Here is an 18,875-nt window from a genome sequence, read left to right as displayed (position 1 = left end):
TCCTCTCTACATTTAGTTTTCTCTAAACAAATTGTTTTTTCCGGGATTGAAACTTTAGCACAGCCCAATCTTTAAATAGATATAGGTTTAAGTAAAAAACCGGAACCATAATTAGGGTGATGAATGTTGCAAAGGCAAGGCCCCATCCAAAAGCCAAAGCCATAGGAACAAGGAAAGGGTCTTTCCCTCCAATTCCATATGCAGTAGGAAGGAGTCCGAGAACCGTAGTGACTGTCGTTAACATTACGGCTCTTAGGCGAATGCTTCCTGCTTCCACGAGTAATTCAAAAGTAGATTTACTTGGGTCTTCCAAACGAAGTTGGTTGGCACAATCCACAAGGACAATGGAGTCGTTGACGACTACCCCTGCAAGTCCAATGATCCCAAGGAATGCCAAGAAGGAAAATGGTTGTCCATGGAGTAAAAAAGCAAAAATCACTCCAATCACTGCAAAAGGAATGGCACTCATCACAATCAGTGGTTGGGCGAGGGAACGGAAAAGAGATGCAAGGATCATGTAGATGATGAGAAGACCCACAAGGAAAGCCCTTCCGAGAGATGCCATCGATTCTTCTGTATCTTTGTTTTCACCAGAAAAACGGATAGAATAACCCGGATATTTGGCTATGATCCCTTCTGTGAGTTTTTTTGCTTCCATGTTTACTTGTCTAGAAGTGGAGACTGTTTCATCGATATTGGATGTAACCGTTAACAAGCGTTTCCCGTCTAAGTGGTTGATGGAGGCTCTCCCCGGGTTTCTGTCATAACTGGTTAGCCTGGAAACGGGGATTAGGTTTCCGGTAAGGTTATTGACATATACTTTGTTTAAATGGGTGAGGGAGGCTCTATATTCTTCTGGAAATCGAACGCGAACATCCACTTCTTCATCGGCCCGTTTGATTTTTGTGGAAACTGTTCCTTGTAAGGCGGTATTGATGGCAAGGGAAACGGATTGTACGTTGACTCCTGCAAAGGAAGCAAGTGATTCATCTACGGAAACGCGGATTTCATCTTTTCCTTCGTTAAAATCATCCCCAATGTCAGTGACTCCATTGATTTTTGCTAGAGCTGCCTTGAATTCCCCACCAATTTTAAGTAAGGTGGCAAAATCATCTCCTTTTATTTCTATAGCAACGGGTTTTCCCACGGGAGGTCCACCGGCCAATTTTTCAAATTCTAAGTTGACCAATTTTCCTTTTAAAGTAAGGAATTCCTGTGGTATATCAGCATTTGGGGTAACGGTTCCATCTTTAGGAGAGGTATTTTCTTTTGCTATTTTTTCTTCTAAAAGTAAAAGTGCTTTTTCGTTTAACATAAATTTGGTGTTTTCGCGAACCGCTTCTATGATTTTTTCAGTGGATCTTTCCCTGTTATCATCGGGAGTTAAATACACCATGACTTGGGCGTAATTTTTTCCTCGTTTGGTAAATGGATCATTTGGATCTTTTTGGATGATACCTACACGAGAGATATAGTTTTCTACTTCTCCTTCGGGAAGTTTCCCCACAGCATCTTCAATAGCACGAATGAAACGATCTGTTTCTTCTAATTTTAAACCTGTTTCTGCTGTGACTCGGACTTGGAAAGTTTCAATGGCACCTGGAAAAAGTTTGAATTTTCCGAATTTCACTTGGATGGCGAGTGAAAAAACAAAAAGCCCCATAAGTAAACCAACCATCTTCCAACGATTCGTTAATGCAAACCTGAGGAGTGGTAAATAGGTTCGTTCTTTAAATTTCAAAAACCAATGTGATTCTTCTTTGACTTCTCCTTTCATATCAGTGGTTTTACTCACATCATACAAGTGGGAAGGTAACATAAAGAAGGCTTCGAATAAAGAACTACATAAAGATAAAATGACTACTAAAGGAATGGAATGGATGAATTTTCCAAAAATTCCAGTCATAAATAACATTGGACCAAAGGCAGCAATGGTGGTTGTTACGGTAGCGGTTACTGGAGCTAGAACTTCACTGGTTCCGCGCATAGCAGCTTCGAAAGGTTCTTCTCCCATTTCCAAATGGCGGTATACGTTTTCACAAATGATGATGGCATCGTCCACCAAAATCCCTACAACAATGATGAGTCCCATCATAGAGATTAAATTCAAAGTTAATCCCATATAATTCATCGCAACGAAAGTCATCGCAATGGAGATCGGAATTCCGAGTGCCGTCATTAGCGCCATCCGCCATCCGAGAAATACAAATAAAGATGCCGTTACAAGAAAGAGTCCCGATACAGCATTGGATGTTAAAACTCCAAGCCTACGCCGAATGTATTTGGAAAGGTCATTGACAAACGCGTGTTTGACTGTGCCACCTGTCGATTTAATAAATTCTTCAACAACTAGTTTGGAATCATCCACAACAGTAATGGCATCCGCTTTTTCCCTTTTAATGACAGTGAGAGCAATGGCAATATTTCCATTAGATTTGTCTAAATATTCTGAATCTTCAAATCCTTCCGTGACACGAGCAATATCACGAATCCGAACGGATCGTCCAGCATCATTGGAACGAACAAATACATTGGCTATTTCTTCTGCGGTATCAAATTCACCAACAGTACGAACAATGATTTCCCGAGTAGCTTCATTGATATTTCCACCTGGGAAATTGATGTTTCTAAGACGAAGGGCATTGATGACTTGTGTGGATGATAAAGAAAGGGCTCGGAGTTTCTCTGGATCGAGATCCACTTTCATCTCTCTTTCTCGCCATCCGCGTTTGGTGATCCTTGCCACAGCAGGCAGGTCTTTTAGTTTTTCTTCTAAAATTTTTGCTTGGTCACGTAGTTCTTTTCCATTTAACAATGGTTTACCGTCTTTTAGGCCGGAACTTAAATGGATCTCTATGACTGGTTGTCTTGCGGTTGTGATTTCTGTGACTATGGGATCTTCTACGTCTTCCGGTAGGTCTTGAATCCGGTCTATAGCGGACTTTAGATCATCGACTACTTTTTGAGTATTTTTGGTATTGGGATCAATGGTAATGATGATTCCGGATCTATTTTCAAGAGAAGCAGATCGGAATTCTTTGATTCCATCCACTTCTTTGATGGCATCTTCCAAAGGTTTGGTGACTAACTTTTCTACGTCAGCGGGAGCAGCCCCTGGGTAAACCGTTGTGACACTGACAATATCAAAATTGATATTGGGAAATGCTTCCCGGTTCATTGTGGCAGCTGTGAACCCACCCACGAGGAGAATGAGAAAGGTAAGAAGGTTTACGAATAAACTTTTGGAAAGAAAATACTCAACAATGGATGTGCCCATATAACTCCTTTAGGAGAAAAAACTTTTTTAATCTAACAACTTACCTGCAGTATCAATGTCTTCGTTGTACCCGAATAATTTTGTACTTTTGAGGCGGTCCACATATAAAACTCCGAATAAATGATCGCACTCGTGTTGTAATACAATGGCACGATAACCTTCAATGATTTCTTCGTGTTCTTCGAAATTTTCATCTCGCCATTTCATCCGTATTTTATCGGGCCTTTCCACATACCCACGCATTCCAGGTACAGAAAGACAACCTTCCCAAAACCCTTCGCCAGGAGGAGAAAGAGGAGTAATTTCTGGATTTAGGATGATTTGGTTGGGAACTTCGGGAGTTCCTGGGTACCTACCGTTGTCATCGTCTTGGCCAACCACGACCAATTTTTTCATCACACCAATTTGAGGGGCAGCAAGACCCACACCTTCTGCATGACGCATGGTTTCAAACATATCTCGAATCAGTTTTTTAAAATCCTTGGTTTGGATTTCGGATTCAGTAACGTCTTCGCTCGTTTGACGGAGTAAGGGATTGCCAATCTTGAGGATTTTTCTAACAGCCATAATCTAATATGGAATAGATTGAAAAAGGTCACTGATTGATCAAGTGAACTCCTATCCAAATGAAAAAGAATTTGACAGCGGAAGGTTAGAGCGCTGAAATCTCGGGAGGGATTTTGGAGACGAGGGGAATCGAACCCCCGACCTTTTGAATGCCATTCAAACGCTCTCCCAACTGAGCTACGTCCCCTTGTGCTAATCCAAGGTGGGTGATAGTGTTTGCTTGTCAACAGAATCCCAAAATGGCTAAGGAACCAGAGATTTTATGGGACAAGATACGGTAGAAGAACTGAATAAAAAACTGAAAATCCAATCGGATATCATCAAAGGCTATGAAAAGGTTCTTAGACTAAACGAACAAGAATTAGCCAATGCTGATGAGATCATTCGGATGTATGAACAAATCATCGATTATTCTCGAGTGGAACTTAGGGAAGCAAAAGAAACTGTCCAAGCAAGTTCTATGGTATCGAACCTCAGTCGGGACGAACTCATGTCTGCTTTCGATAAAATTAAGTCACTAGAAGATGCAAATCGTAAACTAAGAGAAGAATCACTAAAATTTAACAAAGATTAAACCATTGAAACCAAGCGTTCTCCCGCCGATCATCCGAAAAAATGAAGAAGGTGGATTTTACCTCTCATCTTCTTCAGAATTGGATGACTTGTACCATTTTATTCTTGGTCAGGCAAAACGACTTGTATCTGCAAAATCGGCTGCATTTTATTTTCGAAATGAAAGAGGAAATTTAAGCCGTTTTGGACTGGTGAACGACAAATCCACTGCCGGATCCATCGCCAAACATGTTTTTAAAAATCGCAAAAGTATCCTCATCAAAAAGGGTTCTCAACTAAAGGATTCAATTGGCCCACTTTCCGAATCGTATATTGCGTGTTATGTGGGGGATGAAATTGGGGATTTAGCTCTTGGAGTTCTAGTTTTAGAGGGGATCAAACATTTCCAAAACTTTTCTGAACAGGATTTGGATCTAATCAATTATTTTAGTGCCAATTTAAATGCACTCTTTAAAGATACGGTTCTTTCAGAAGCGGAACCTCAGTTTTTTAATTCCCTAACCACTTCGATTTTACTTCTAATCGACAATGCTAACATTCATAATAACAACAACAGGCTTCAGTATTTTTTAGAAGAAATCATTCGGGTGGCAGTGCTCATCAATACAAGTGTCGATTTAGAAGATGTTCTTGTGATGGTTATGGAATCTGCAAAATCCGTGTTTCGTACAGAAGCCAGTTCCTTGCTTCTATTAGATGATAAAAAGGAGTATCTTGTTTTTCACACAGTTACTGGTGAAAAAAGAGAAGAAGTGTCTAAAATTAAGGTTCCCGTAGGACAGGGGATCGCCGGAACGGTTGCTGTCACCAAACAACCTATGATCATTAATGATGCCCAAAATGACAACCGGGTATTTCGGGATGTAGACAAAGCCTCCAATTTCATAACACGGAATATCCTAGCAAGTCCACTGATTGTGGGTGACGAAGTCATTGGTGTGATTGAAGCAATCAACACTATCGATAGAAATAATTTTAGCCAAGACGATATTGACACCTTCTTGTCTTTTTCTAGTGCTTGTGCTGTTGCCATCCAGAAAACGAGACTTCTCGAAAACCTAAATGAAACAAACTTTGAACTCAAACAAAAACTTAGTACTTTAGAATCTATTTTTGATTTAGGCCAAGCTGTATTAGAATCTCACGACGAACTGGGCCTTATGTCCAAAACTTTGAGTATCCTCACCAAAGAATTGTCATGTGAAGATGCTGGAATGGTCATCATTGAGGAAAAAAATAAAAATCGCATCCAGGTTTATGCCAGACAACTCGGAATTGTTCGAGAGTCATTTTTTCCCATGCCGGAGAGTCGTCTTTTCCTTAGCCTTATGGAATCGGGAAATCCTAGAATGGCAGTGGTGACTCCCCAACTCGAAGAATCTTTTTTGGAATTAGAGTCTTACACCTTAAAGAAAAACTTTCTGATTTTACCAATTGCCCCGCGCGGTGGAAACTTACGTGCTGCCCTTTATGTGAGTGGAAAACAATCGGCTCATTCTTTTAACGAAACAGATCTTCGGATGTTAAAAACTCTTTCTTCCCCTTTAGCCAAGGCTTATGAAAACCTACGTCTCAATCAGGAAATCATAACGAAGAAGTCGATTGAAAAAGAAATCGAAATTACTAGAAAAATTCAAAATAACATTTTACCTAATTCTTTGTTACAGTCTCCGCTCTTTGATTTGGGGGTGATGTCCGTTGCCGCCAAAGAAGTGTCAGGTGACTTTTATGATTTCCATTCTTTCGGAGATGATCAATTTTCATTTTTAGTGGCCGATGTGTCGGGAAAAAGTTTACCCGCTGCCATTTTTATGGCCATGTCTAGTTCCATCATTCGCACACTTTCTAGAACGACAGACCTTTCGCCTTCGGAACTTTTGTTTCGTGCCAACCAATTGATTTATGAAGATTCCCAATCCGGGATGTTTGTTACTTTATTCCTAGTCAATTACCAAAGACGGACTCGGACTTTGAAATTTGCTTCTGCGGGCCATAACGACCAAATTTGGATTCGTAAAGATGGTAGTTTTGAACTTCTCAAGGGAAAAGGGGCGCCTCTTGGAGTGGTTCCTCAAACCAATTACCAAGGTGGGGAAATCCAAATCGAACCAGGAGACATTTTGGTTTTTTACACAGATGGAGCCATCGAAGAAAAAAATCCGGAAGAAGAGGAATATGGCCTCGATCGTTTTGTTAATTTTATCATTGAACGAAGGAACGAATCTTCAGAGAAAATTGTGGAAGAAGTTTATGACGATATCCGGGAGTTTTCTCGTTCTGATGAACAATACGATGACTTCACTGTTATGATTCTCAAATTTGCCGAAGTATCTAGTTTTGAAATCTCTCGGACTTTTCGGGCTCTGCCAGACGAAATTCCGAAACTTCGTGATTTTATTTCTGAACATTTAGAAGGCAAAATCACAAAACCCTTTGCCTTTGATGATATTCTGATATCTTTGGATGAAGCGGCGACCAATATCGTCATGCATAGTTACAAAGGAACGGAACTAGACCATCCTAGTTTTGAATGTAGACTCGAACTCATAGGAGACAATCTAAAGGTTGTCCTCATCGATGAGGGGAAACCCTTTGACAGAAAAAAAGTTCCTAAACCTTCCGTGGAAGCCAATGTAAAAGGTGAACGAAAGGGCGGATTTGGCGTTTATCTAATGGAGACTCTCATGGACAAGGTGTCCTATGACTTCAACGGGAAACAAAACATAACCTATTTGGAGAAAACAATCGTATGAACGAAGACAAAATTGGAATCCATTCGGAAGCAATTGGGAACAAGTTGGTTGTATATGTTCAAGGCAATTTGGACGTTCACAATACACACAAAATTGAAAAAGACTTAATGGCAGTAGTTGGTGCAGCTGGGAAACCGGTAGTTTTTAATTTGAGTGATGTTCCCTTTATTTCTTCTGCAGGACTTCGGTTGCTCGTCACAACACTACGCCTTTGCCAAGAGCAGAAAATAAGCATTTCTATCTGCGGATTACAACCTGCGGTAGAGAAAGTATTCGATATCATCGGTATGCAGCAGCTATTCACAATTTATCCTGATTTAGACTCTGCCCTGAATTAAAAATCACTTTTCTAAGTGATCCTAAACAAAACATTGGAAAAAAACTTATGGAAACCAAGCAGTATTCCCTAAACAACCCGTTTAAAGAAACTAAGGCTCCGGAAACTCAAACCGGAATTTATGATGATGCTCTCAAACTAGGAAAGGAACTCATTGAGAAACCTTTCCTTGGAGGCGGGGAAGATAGAATCCGCGTCCAACACTCCAAAAACCGTATGACGGTTTGGGAGAGAATCAAAGTCCTTACTGACGAAGAACCTAATATCACCTACCAAAACTGGGGCCCCAATTTAGATGGAGCTTCGATTGTTACTGGAATTTTAAATATCAAAGGCCGTGATGTGGCGGTTTACGGACACGATTTTACCCTTCGTGCAGGTTCCATGGATGCAACGAACGGAAGTAAACTCGCTCGTCTCATCCAAATGGCGGGAACTCACGGGATCCCTCTCATTGGGATGAACGACTCTGCCGGTGCTTATGTTCCTGCCGGAGTGGGTGGACTCGACGGATATTCGGAAGCCTTTACCGCACTTCGCAAAATCAGCGGTGTGGTTCCTTCCGTCATGTTAATGTTTGGTTTTAACGCAGGTGGGGGAGCTTACCTCCCACGCCAAGGATCATTTATGATCCAATGTGATGGAACTTTCTTTGGTCTCACTGGCCCTGGTGTGGTAAAGTCCGTTCTTGGGGAAGATATTTCTGCTGAGGATTTGGGTGGGCCAAAAGTTCATGGTCAATCGGGAGTGGTTGACCTTGTCACTGGAGACGAGTTAGGATCACTACGAACTGCGATCCGTCTTCTTTCCTATTTGCCAGACAATAACCATAGTTTTGCGCCGTTTTATCCAACTTCAGATCCAGTGGATAGGTTCATTTACGAAGAAGACATTCTTTTTAGGAAAACTTTCAATTCCCCAACAGGAATGAACACTCCTTTTGACATCACACTGTATTTACAACAAATCTGTGACCATGGTGAGTTCTTTGAATTACAACCTCAAAGAGCAAGAAACATCGTTACTGCTTTTGGTCGTATCGGTGGTCATGTGGTGGGATTTCTTGCCAATAACTCTGCAGTATCCTCAGGCCAGATTGATATTGGAGCCTCACGCAAAGGAACTCGTTTTGTAAGATTCTGTAACTTATACAATATCCCTATGGTTTTTGTAGAAGATACAACTGGATTTTTACCAGGACGTGACCAAGAACATAATGGTATTGTTCTCGAAGGAAGAAAACTCCTCGATTCCATCATTGATCTAAGAACTCCAAGACTCACTCTTATCATTCGTAACGCATTTGGCGGTGCTTATGCAACATTTAACTCCTACTTTACTGGAGCATCGATGGTGTTTGCACTTCCTACGGCAAGGATTGCTGTTATGGGTCCTGCTGGAAAAGAGTATGTTTACAAAGACGAAATCACTAGTATCCAAAAAGAATTTTTGGCCAATGTGAAAAAAGGAATGAGCGATAAGGAAGCGGCTTCCATTCGTGATGCCAAACTTTTCGAAATCGGACAACGATACGAAAAAGAACTGATGAATCCAAAGGAAGCACTTTCCCTAGGTTCTGTTTCCTCCATCATTTTACCTGGATACACAAGAAATGTATTATCCAAAAACTTGAGTTTCCTCATGTCCAAATACAAACCGGCAGAAATGTCTGGTCCTCAAAGGGAGTTTGAATAATTCCATGTTAGATAAGAATTTAAAACGCATTCAGTTCCAAGAGTCCGAGTCCGCATGGATTCGTTCCTTTACTGTGGAATCAATCAAATGCCTCATCGTATGCCGTGGCCCTGTTCGTAAGGAAACCATGGATGTGTTTGATGCAATTGGTGTGAAAGAATATGGAATTTTATTATCTGAAAAAGATTCCATCGTTTATCCAAAAGCCCTGGCTCCGGAACTTCGTAACTTTCGATTCCCAGAAAACATCCACAGAGTTCCTGACTATATGGGTGCAGGAAAAGAAGAAAAAGAACAACGAATCCGCCAAATCATTGGAATCACTAAAGACAATGGATACACTCATATCTTTGCCGGTTACGGATTTATGGCAGAAGATGCTGAATTCATAGAAGCGATTGAAAAAGCTGGGATCACGTTTATGGGACCAAGCTCCCATGTGGCAAAAGGTGCTGGTGCCAAAGACGAAGCAAAAAAACTCGCAAGAAGTCTGAATGTATCGGTAACTCCGGGGGTTGATAACATCACTGCCCTTGCATTACTTCGTAAAACAGGTAATTCAAAAGACGGACTACTCAAAGTTGCTAAAGAAAATAACATAAACTTTTCTTTCAACGAGGCTCGTGCATTGGAAGACAATGCAGAAGATTTACTCCAACTTTCTTACGAAAAAACCATAGACATCACATCCATTCCAGACTTACAAAAAGAATCTGCCATCCTCTGTGAAGAGATTTGGAAAAAGTATCCTGGAAAACGAATCCGATTCAAATACATCGGTGGTGGTGGTGGAAAGGGACAACGTGTTATCGGTGAAAAATCCGAAATTGATGCTGCTGTTATGGAAATCCTAGCAGAATCAAAAGTCACTGCCGTTGGTTCCAACAGAAACTTCCTAATTGAACTTAACATTGAAAATACACGCCATAACGAAATCCAGCTCATCGGTAACGGAGAGTGGTCTTTGTCCCTTGGTGGTCGTGATTGTTCTTTGCAAATGCACGAACAAAAACTTTTGGAAATTTCGCAAACGGTTGAGTTGTTACAAAAGGAAGCCGACCTCGTTCGTTCTTCGAATGCCAAAAAAGCGGCCATCCTTGATAAAGATGTACAAACTTTAAAAGATATGGAACACCAAGCAGAAGTGTTTGGAAAGGCAATTCGCCTAAACTCTGTTTCTACTTTTGAGTGTATCGTTGAAGGAAATAGTTTCTTCTTTATGGAAGTAAACACAAGGATCCAGGTGGAACACCGGGTGACTGAGATGGTTTACAAAATGAAGTTCACCAATCCAAATGATCCGAATGATTTTTTCTATATTGATTCTCTTGTGGAAGCAATGGCCGTTCTTTCCATTCATGGACCAAGAGTTCCTAAGCCAGAACGTATTGTTCGCAATGTATCTGGTGCGGAAGTTCGGATCAATGCAACAAACCGTGCGCTCCAACCTCACGCAGGGGGAATCATCCAAAACTGGTCAAATGCACTTCCTGAAGAAATTCGAGATGACCAAGGGATTTGTACTCGTAACCCAGACACAGGTGCCTTTGTTCATTACAACCTAGCGGGTGCTTACGACTCAAACGTGGCTCTACTTGTTTCTTATGGAACTAGCAGAACAGAAAACCTAGAAATTTTAGGAAACATCCTTCGCAAAACAGAACTTAGGGGACAAAATCTCGAAACGAACTTACTTGTTCACTACGGACTCATCCAGTGGATTTTAGGTAAGGATGCGATGTTCAAACCATCCACTGCGTTTATGATTTCCTATTTGGCCGGGATTGGTGCCTTACAATCCATCATTAGTGATCTTGATTTAGAGTATCTATGGACGGAAAAAACTAAGGCCGCCGATGCTGACCTTAAAAAAATCCTAAACAAAAAGATGACTCTTGTCATTCGTCCTATGGAACGACTTCTTGCCAACCCACACCTTCTTGGTGGTTTCCTCGGATACTTTGACGGAAAACTTTGGACTCGGACTGGGTCAGGTGTGACTTTCAACGAAAACCCAATTCAATTTTTGGATTCTTTGTATTACTATTTGAATTTAGATACAACGGAAGAAAAACCAAGTTCTGAAAAAATTTGGGATCATGATGCAAGTTTACTTTTAGAAGCCAAAGCTTTTTATTCTGAACTTTCTACAAGAACTGGCCTTAGTTCTTGGAAAGATTTATCGGATGCATTGGCTAAAGGTAAAAATCCATCGAAATCTCTTTCTGAAGATCTTTGGAATGCCTCTGTTGCTAGCCATAATGGTTTCCAAGCGGGTCTTGAAACACTTTTACTTCTGCCTAAAATTGGTATCAAATCCAACTTCTTTGGTTTGGATGTGAATGCTGATTTGGACGGAGTGGTTCCTGATGAATTCAAAAACAAAGACACAAGAGATGCGTTTATCAAAACACTAAATCCTCCACCAAAAATGTCTGGGGATGAAATTGTGGCTCCTATGGGTGGAATGTTCTACTCAAAAGAAGCTCCTAATCTTCCTATGCTCATAAGTGAAGGGGAACATTTCCAAGCAGGACAACCTCTCTTTATCATCGAAGTGATGAAGATGTTTAACAAAATCCTTGCTCCTGTGAGTGGAACCATCGTAAAAAATCTAATGGTAGATTCAGATGGAAAAATTGTGTCAAAAGCACAACCTATCTTTAAAATCAAACCAGATGAAATTTTGAAGGAAGAATCTCCGGAAGAAATTCGAGCTAGAAAAGTAAAGATAACAAAAGAATTGGGTCTCGGTTAATTAACCGTAACCCACAATTGTTTTGTAAATTTCAGTGAGAGGGAGGATGTGATTCACTCCTCCTTTCTTAATTGCCTCTTTGGGCATTCCAAATACAACAGAAGTCTCTTCGTTTTGGGCAATGGTTTCTGCCCCCGCTTCTCTCATTTCGAGTAGGCCGGACGCTCCGTCATCACCCATTCCTGTCATTATAATTCCTTTCGAATTTTTCCCAACTTGTCTCGCAACTGAACGAAAAAGTACATCCACAGAAGGTCTATGTCGATTGACAAGTGGGCCATCTGTCACTTCCACATAATACTGTGCACCAGAGCGCCTAATTGTCATATGGTGATTTCCTGGAGCAATGAGAGCAAGTCCTCTCACAACCCGGTCTCCATCTTTTGCTTCCTTCACACTAATATCACAAATGGAATCCAATCGTTTGGCAAAAGTTTCAGTAAATTTTTCTGGCATATGTTGGACGATAACAATGCCCGGCGTTTTGTCTCTGGGGAGTTTTGTTAGAACTTCTTCTAATGCGATGGTGCCTCCAGTCGAAGTACCTATCGCGACAATTTTTTCCGTTGCATGTAATTGTGAGATGTCTTGTTTTTTATCGGTTTTGACTGAAAATTCCTTTTTTTCCGAAGGGTTTGGTAATGCTTTTAAAGAAACCGAAGCGGCAGCTAAAACTGCATCCGTCAGTTCAATCGTAGATTCATGTAAAAAATCTTTTAATCCGATTTTTGGTTTAGTGATGACTTCACAAGCACCTAGGCTCATGGCAATCATTGCAGTGTCCGAACCTTCTGTCGTTAGGGTGGAACAAATTACAACGGGAGTTGGTCTCTCGGACATGATTTTTTTAAGGAAGGACAACCCGTCCATTCTTGGCATTTCGATATCTAAAACAATGACATCTGGCCAATCATTATTCATTTTATCCAGAGCAAAAATTGGATCAGAAGCACTTCCTAAAAATTCGAAAACAGAATCTGTTTTGAAAATTTCAGCTAATACCTGTCTTACGACAGCTGAATCATCGATGACAAATACCTTTATTTTTTTCATAAAATTACTTTTTTTCTACCCATACTTCACCGTCCCAAACAGTAAAATATATTTTTCTTGATACATTCCCACCGGTATCTTGAGAAATGATTTTGATTTCATTTTCTTCTAAAATTTTTTTAGCAAAGTCTGCATTTCTTGTGCCTACTAAACTATTGGAACTATCTTTTAGAATTTCCCTTTCTTCATGTAAGAACATATTGGATCCTCCAAAAATTTTGGCATAATATTCTTTCGGCGTAGTTTTGTGTTTTTTTATTTCAGATAAAAAATAGGAGAAAGCATCCACTCCATATTTATGTGTTTTACTGGAATGAATGTCTGCCGGATTTGGAAGTAGGTAATGACACATTCCCCCGATCTGTCGATTTGGATGCCATAAAATTATGGATACACAAGATCCGAGTAAGGTTCGAACTCTAAAATCAGAACCTCCGAAAAATATATCGCCTGGATTCAAAAACCTATCAATGACTTCCTTTGGTGGTTCCATTACAAAACATTGGACGAAGATTCTTGAATGGCTTGTAACTCAGAAAGTTCCAGAATTTGGTTCACTTTTAAAATGATGACAAATTTGTTTTCTAATTTCCCTAATCCTTGGATGAAATCGAGGCGAATTTTTGAACCGAAACTTGGCGGTTCTTCAATGGACTCAGGGGTAATGTCGACTACTTCATTGACCGCGTCCACGAGGAGACCCACATCAATGATTTCATTCTCCATTTTTACTTCTGTGATGATGATACAGGTTTTACGGTTGGTTTCTGTTTTCTTTTTGTAGAACCGTGCGTTTAAATCAATCACCGGAACCACATTCCCTCGGAGATTGATCACACCTGGAATGTAATCGGGCATCATCGGGACATGAGTCACTGATTCATATTCAATGATCTCTTTGATGTATAAAATTCCCAGACCAAAAAGTTCTTCGGAAAGGAGAAAAGTTAAGTATTGGAGCTCCTGCATAATGGATATCCTCCCTTAATACTTTTGGAACTTATTTGTTTCGTCTGCGGAATCCATCTTTCTTGGATTCGAAGTACTTTGTTTTCCCGATGATTTTGTTATTTTAGAATCATAAGCTGCTGGAAAATTCCCTTGTTTCCCTAATTTGAAAAAACTAATAGAAGAGAGGAGTTTTTCTGCTTGGGCTTGTAATTCTTCTGCAATGGCAGCTAACTCTTCTGAGGCGCTTGCTGATTGTTGGGAGACTTGGTCAAGTTGTCCCATTGCTTTGTTGACTTCGTTCACACCGGAGGATTGTTCTTGGCTTGCTGCTGTGATTTCTTGGACAAGATCCGCTGTTCTATTGATCGCAGGTACAATCTCTTCGATGAGTTTACCAGCCGATTCAGCAATTTGAACGGAACTACCAGCCAAACTTCCAATTTCATTTGCTGATTTTTGAGACCGTTCTGCCAATTTTCTTACTTCAGAGGCAACTACCGCAAAACCTTTTCCGTGTTCTCCTGCTCTTGCTGCTTCGATAGCAGCATTTAATGCAAGTAAGTTGGTTTGATAAGCAATGTCTTCAATGATAGATATTTTATCCGCAATTTCTTTCATCGCTGATACTGTATTTTTTACCGCTTCACCACCTTGTTTTGCATCTTTAGCAGATTTAGTTGCAATGGTATCAGTTTGTTTTGCATTTTCTGCATTTTGATCAATAGAGGCTCCCATTTCTTCTAAAGAAGCAGATGTTTCTTCCACTGAGGCTGCTTGTTCACTGGCGCCTTGAGAAAGTGTACTAGCAGTTGATGCTACTTCATCTGCGGCATTGACTAATGCATCCGTATTAGTTCTGACGTCGTTTATGATCTCTACTAACTTTTTGGAAGTATTGTTAAAAGAATCTCTTAGTTTTGCAAATCCACCATCATATTCATTGGTAATGAGTTGGGTGAGATCTCCATTTTCTAAAGCGGCCAGTCCAATGACTAGGTCATCCACAATTCTTGCCGTTTCCAGGTTGATTTTCTTTTGTTCGGTAATGTCTGTCGCATATTTAATGACTTTAAATGGTTTTCCATTGGCATCATTGATAGGTGTATAAGTCGCTTGTAACCAAACTTCTTTTCCATTTTTACCAATTCGTTTGTATTCTGCCGCTTTGAATTCTCCTCGGCCAAGAGCCGCCCAAAATTGCCGATACGCTTCTGAATTTGCTTCTTGTGGATCTACAAACATTCTGTGGTGTTGGCCTTTGACTTCACTCAAACTATAACCAATTGCTTTTAAAAAGTTTTCGTTTGCGGTGGTAATGGTTCCATCCATTGAAAATTCAATTGTAGCTTGCGACCTATCAATTGCTTTCGCGTTTGCGTTGGCTTCCGTTACATCCGCCCATTCCACAACACTTCCTAATCTTTCCCCGGTAGTTGTGATGATTGGATTTGCAATTAAATTAAACTCACGGCTACCAATGGTGATACTGCTTTTGTATTCGGCAGTAAACGTAGCTAAAAGTTTTCTTTGGTGGCTTGGATCTTTATGATATCCATCAATATTGCTACCCATTAAATCTTTGAGTGAAAAATTGCGGAGTTGTCTTTTGATTTCGTTTTCTGATTTTGCAAACATAGAATGAATGGATTTATTCATATATACCACATTTAAATCCAAATCAGCTATCATAACATTGGTTGAAACACAGTCCAGAGCGGTTTTGATTTGGATTGCATCTTTCATTGGTTTTTCAATTTGTTTTAACAAAGTAAAAAGTAGGTAAGCTATGATGATAAGAAAGAATCCGCTAGAAAGATAAATGGGGATGAGGTTTCCTTTTTCAGAGGTGGATCTTTCTGCAATATCTAAAATACCATCCTTGGTAAGTTGTGCATTCAGTTTAAAAATAGAACTGGAATAAACTTTCCATAAAGAAGGTAAGGAAGATTTTAGAAGTTCTTTTTTTGTTTGGTCTTCTGGATCTGCGATGTAAATCTTTGCAGCAGAAATATATTCTTCTTTTTCTGATTGGAAATTTTTATAAACGGCGGATTCTTCATTGGAATTTGGTGCCGATGCCATTGGTTCCAGTGAAGAGGATAATTTTTCCAAATCATATTTTACCTTTGCTACCAAGGTTTTGTCAATGTCAGGGGATCCGAGGAGGGCCACAAGATCTGATTGGATCGATTGACTCAAGTTCCAAGCAGATTCCAGTTTTCCCATTTTTTTTAAATGAGCATTGGTTGTTTCTTCTGTAGGGAAAGAACTTGAGAATGTTCTCCAGGAATACACTGATGTCCAAATCGAAAATAGTAATCCCGTAAGGAAAAAAACGATTAGTTTCGTGTTTATCTTATTATTTTTCATATCATCCTCATTATTGATTTAATCTTTCATTTTCTAAAGCGATCGTTCTTTCAAAAAGAGAAGGGATGTCTATGATCAGAGCCACATTCCCACTTCCTAAAATACTAGATCCACTAACACCTTTTACATGTCGAAAAACAGAACCCATTGGTTTGATGACTGTTTGGTATTCGCCGAGAAGTCTTTCGACCACAATCCCTGCTTTTTTTTCACCGTTCCGAACAATTACGATATTTTCGCGTAAATTCTTGTCATTTGATTCGGATGGATAATAATCCCTTAAACGGAGGTAAGGAATCAAACTGCCTCGAAGTGGAAAAAATTGGTTTGTTTCTGCTCTGTTTTCTTCTGTAAAGTGCAAACATTCTAGAACCATATCCATCGGTATGATGAATTGATTGTTGCCAACTTCTACTAAAAATCCATCGATGATGGCGAGTGTTAAAGGTAACCGCAAGATAAATGCACTGCCTTTACCAGGTGTAGATTTTACAGTGATGTTTCCTCGTAAGGATTCAATGTTTTGTAAAACAACATCAAGGCCTACACCACGACCAGAAACATTGGTAATTTGCGAAGCTGTGGAAAGTCCAGGATGAAATAGAAGTTGAAATACTTCTTCTTCCGAATCAGGCATTGGTCCCGAAACTAACCCTTTATCAATAGCCTTTTGCCATACCTTTTCTTTTTGGATACCATTTCCATCGTCTGTGATTTCGATAACAACACTTCCTGCTTCGTGATAGGCATTTAGTTTGATTGTACCTTGTTTTGTTTTCCCTTTTTTTTCTCGTTCTTCGGGGGTTTCTAAACCATGATCACATGCATTTCTGACTAAATGAGTCAGTGGATCGCCTAACTTATCGACAATATTACGATCCAGTTCTGTTTCGTTCCCTTCTGTGATGAGCCGAATGTCTTTGCCTAGTTCTTTTCCAAGATCTCTGACGGTTCTTGTATATTTTTGAAAACTATCTCCAATAGGAACCATCCGGAGTTTGAGGGAAATTTCTCTTACTTCATTTAAGAGTCTCATCACAAGGATTGATGATTCTTGTAAGTTTGAATCATCCATATTTCCAATGAGTTGGTTCATATTGGCACAGGAAACTACAAGTTCCCCAACACGATTGATCAAATTGTCGATTCTTTTGGAATCAACTTTGATGGTGGACGATTTACTTGTATCTTTTGCGGATTGGTTTGCCGTATTTCCTTGTGTTGGTTCAAGTGTCGATCCGGGTGGAGAGGTAACGTTTGAAAGATTGGCAGTAGAAACGATTCCTGTTTTTAGAGTTTTCAATTCTTCTAAATACGTAATTAAACTAATATCAGTTAGTATTCCAATTTCTTTCCAAAGATTACCAAGTAAAATTTCCTCTTCCGGAAGTTGCCCTGAAAGGTTACACAAATCTTCGATTCCGGCACCCGGAGGAAGGATATGTAAAAAGGAATCACTTTCAATAAAGTTAAATACTTTTCTTACAGTTTCTAAATCGTAATTTGAATCAAAGTGGATTTCAAAACCTAAATAACAATTTTCTGGATCAAACTCGTTTAGGTTGTTTGTAATTTCCGATACAGTTTTTAAAGAACGAATCGTTCCTATTTTTTTTAAATACCCAATAAAGGAAATTGGATCTAGTCCTTGTGAAAATACATTCCGATTGGGTCGAAAGGAAATCAGGTAACCTGGAATTCCAAAACTAGAATTTGATTTCGTTGGTTTAGATTCAGTAGAAGGAGTAATTTCCTGAGTTTTTGTCGGGACTTCTCCATTTGATTCTTTTAGAAAGGGTTTCATTTTTTCTAAAATAGAATTACCGAAACTAATTTTCTCTTCTGTAATTTTACCTTTTGTTTCTTCAAAAACTAAATAAGATAAATGGTCTTTTGCATGTAATAAAATTTCTGTTAATTCTTGTTGGAAAGGAATGTTGTGAGAACGTAGTCCATCTAATAAATTTTCCACTACATGGGTGAATTTTACAGTGGATTCAAATCCAAACATTCCCGCTGTCCCCTTGATGGTATGAACAGCACGAAAGATTGCGTTTAAGTCATCATCTGAAGGAGTAGAAACTTCTGTACGAAGTAAAATTGCCTCCATATCCCGAAGGAATTCATCAGATTCAACTAAATAGGCGTCTATAACCTCTGTTAAATCCATTAACTAAATTTCCTCGTGCCATATTTAAATTCAACTTCGTTTGAATGCTCTTTTTTTACCTTAACACGATCTCCAAAAAAACTCACAAGGCCAAGCAAATCCAAAACTTTTAGCACTGCAAGAGAGTGGTTTTTTAAATGGAAGGAGTAGTGATTTGACTGGCTGAATTCTTTTAAATAAACTAAAAGTTGGATTCCTGCGGTATCAATTCGTTCAATTCCTTGTAAGTCCAGATGGATGATTTTTCCTTTTGTATTTGTCCAAACGTCAGATAAATTTTTCCATTCTTTGACAAAAGGTACAGTGAGATACCCTTGCCAAATAATTTCAAAACCAGAATTTGATTCTCTAAGTGTTTGGACTGGTTCCAT

General features: G+C 39.6%; 13 protein-coding genes and 1 tRNA gene. 5 read left to right on the top strand and 9 right to left on the bottom strand.

Annotated elements, in window-relative coordinates:
- Window positions 1-22 precede the first annotated feature (22 nt).
- The 3 genes from EHQ24_RS04195 to EHQ24_RS04185 all read right to left on the bottom strand — a co-directional run bounded on the left by EHQ24_RS04195 (window position 23) and on the right by EHQ24_RS04185 (window position 4,031).
- The gene (locus EHQ24_RS04195) at window positions 23-3,277 is read right to left on the bottom strand and encodes an efflux RND transporter permease subunit (protein WP_135600435.1); all 3,255 of its coding nucleotides are present in this window, start codon (window positions 3,275-3,277) and stop codon (window positions 23-25) included.
- A 27-nt stretch (window positions 3,278-3,304) separates the two neighbouring features.
- Entirely contained in the window at window positions 3,305-3,844 is a 540-nt protein-coding gene (gene def, locus EHQ24_RS04190) for a peptide deformylase (protein WP_135600434.1), read from the bottom strand.
- Window positions 3,845-3,958: 114 nt separating this feature from the next.
- A tRNA-Ala gene (locus EHQ24_RS04185) sits at window positions 3,959-4,031 on the bottom strand.
- 75 nt (window positions 4,032-4,106) lie between these two features.
- Here EHQ24_RS04185 and EHQ24_RS04180 point away from each other — a divergent pair.
- From EHQ24_RS04180 to EHQ24_RS04160, 5 genes are read left to right on the top strand one after another with little or no spacing between them, the layout of a single operon-like run.
- A complete protein-coding gene (locus tag EHQ24_RS04180) occupies window positions 4,107-4,418 on the top strand; it encodes a hypothetical protein (protein WP_135600433.1) in 312 nt (103 codons plus the stop codon).
- Window positions 4,419-4,422: 4 nt separating this feature from the next.
- Window positions 4,423-7,170 (top strand): SpoIIE family protein phosphatase, encoded by a 2,748-nt coding sequence (locus EHQ24_RS04175; protein WP_135600432.1) that lies wholly within the window; start codon window positions 4,423-4,425, stop codon window positions 7,168-7,170.
- Entirely contained in the window at window positions 7,167-7,508 is a 342-nt protein-coding gene (locus EHQ24_RS04170) for an STAS domain-containing protein (protein WP_135600431.1), read from the top strand. The genes EHQ24_RS04175 and EHQ24_RS04170 overlap by 4 nt, the downstream gene beginning before the upstream one ends.
- A gap of 47 nt (window positions 7,509-7,555) precedes the next feature.
- Window positions 7,556-9,202 (top strand): acyl-CoA carboxylase subunit beta, encoded by a 1,647-nt coding sequence (locus EHQ24_RS04165; RefSeq protein ID WP_135600430.1) that lies wholly within the window; start codon window positions 7,556-7,558, stop codon window positions 9,200-9,202.
- Window positions 9,203-9,206: 4 nt separating this feature from the next.
- A complete protein-coding gene (locus tag EHQ24_RS04160) occupies window positions 9,207-11,960 on the top strand; it encodes an ATP-binding protein (protein WP_135600429.1) in 2,754 nt (917 codons plus the stop codon).
- Here EHQ24_RS04160 and EHQ24_RS04155 read toward each other — a convergent pair whose 3' ends face one another.
- The 6 genes from EHQ24_RS04155 to EHQ24_RS04130 are packed head-to-tail and all read right to left on the bottom strand — an operon-like array spanning window position 11,961 to window position 18,875.
- Window positions 11,961-13,013: a protein-glutamate methylesterase/protein-glutamine glutaminase gene (locus EHQ24_RS04155; RefSeq protein ID WP_135600428.1), complete on the bottom strand. Its 1,053-nt coding sequence runs from the start codon at window positions 13,011-13,013 to the stop codon at window positions 11,961-11,963.
- A gap of 4 nt (window positions 13,014-13,017) precedes the next feature.
- Complete coding sequence (locus EHQ24_RS04150; protein WP_135600427.1) at window positions 13,018-13,506, bottom strand: chemotaxis protein CheD; 489 nt, start codon at window positions 13,504-13,506, stop codon at window positions 13,018-13,020.
- Window positions 13,506-13,982, bottom strand: coding sequence for a chemotaxis protein CheW (locus EHQ24_RS04145; protein WP_135600426.1), 477 nt, complete (start codon window positions 13,980-13,982; stop codon window positions 13,506-13,508). Before EHQ24_RS04145 ends, EHQ24_RS04150 begins: the two co-directional genes overlap by 1 nt.
- Window positions 13,983-13,997: 15 nt before the next feature.
- Entirely contained in the window at window positions 13,998-16,334 is a 2,337-nt protein-coding gene (locus EHQ24_RS04140; protein WP_135600425.1) for a methyl-accepting chemotaxis protein, read from the bottom strand.
- Between the two features lie 10 nt (window positions 16,335-16,344).
- Window positions 16,345-18,504, bottom strand: a complete 2,160-nt coding sequence (locus tag EHQ24_RS04135) for a chemotaxis protein CheA (RefSeq protein ID WP_135600424.1) — start codon at window positions 18,502-18,504, stop codon at window positions 16,345-16,347.
- A complete protein-coding gene (locus tag EHQ24_RS04130; RefSeq protein ID WP_135600423.1) occupies window positions 18,504-18,875 on the bottom strand; it encodes an STAS domain-containing protein in 372 nt (123 codons plus the stop codon). Before EHQ24_RS04130 ends, EHQ24_RS04135 begins: the two co-directional genes overlap by 1 nt.

The organism is Leptospira noumeaensis, from assembly GCF_004770765.1.
Lineage (GTDB): Bacteria > Spirochaetota > Leptospiria > Leptospirales > Leptospiraceae > Leptospira_A > Leptospira_A noumeaensis.
This window is presented reverse-complemented; position numbering and strand designations above follow the sequence as displayed.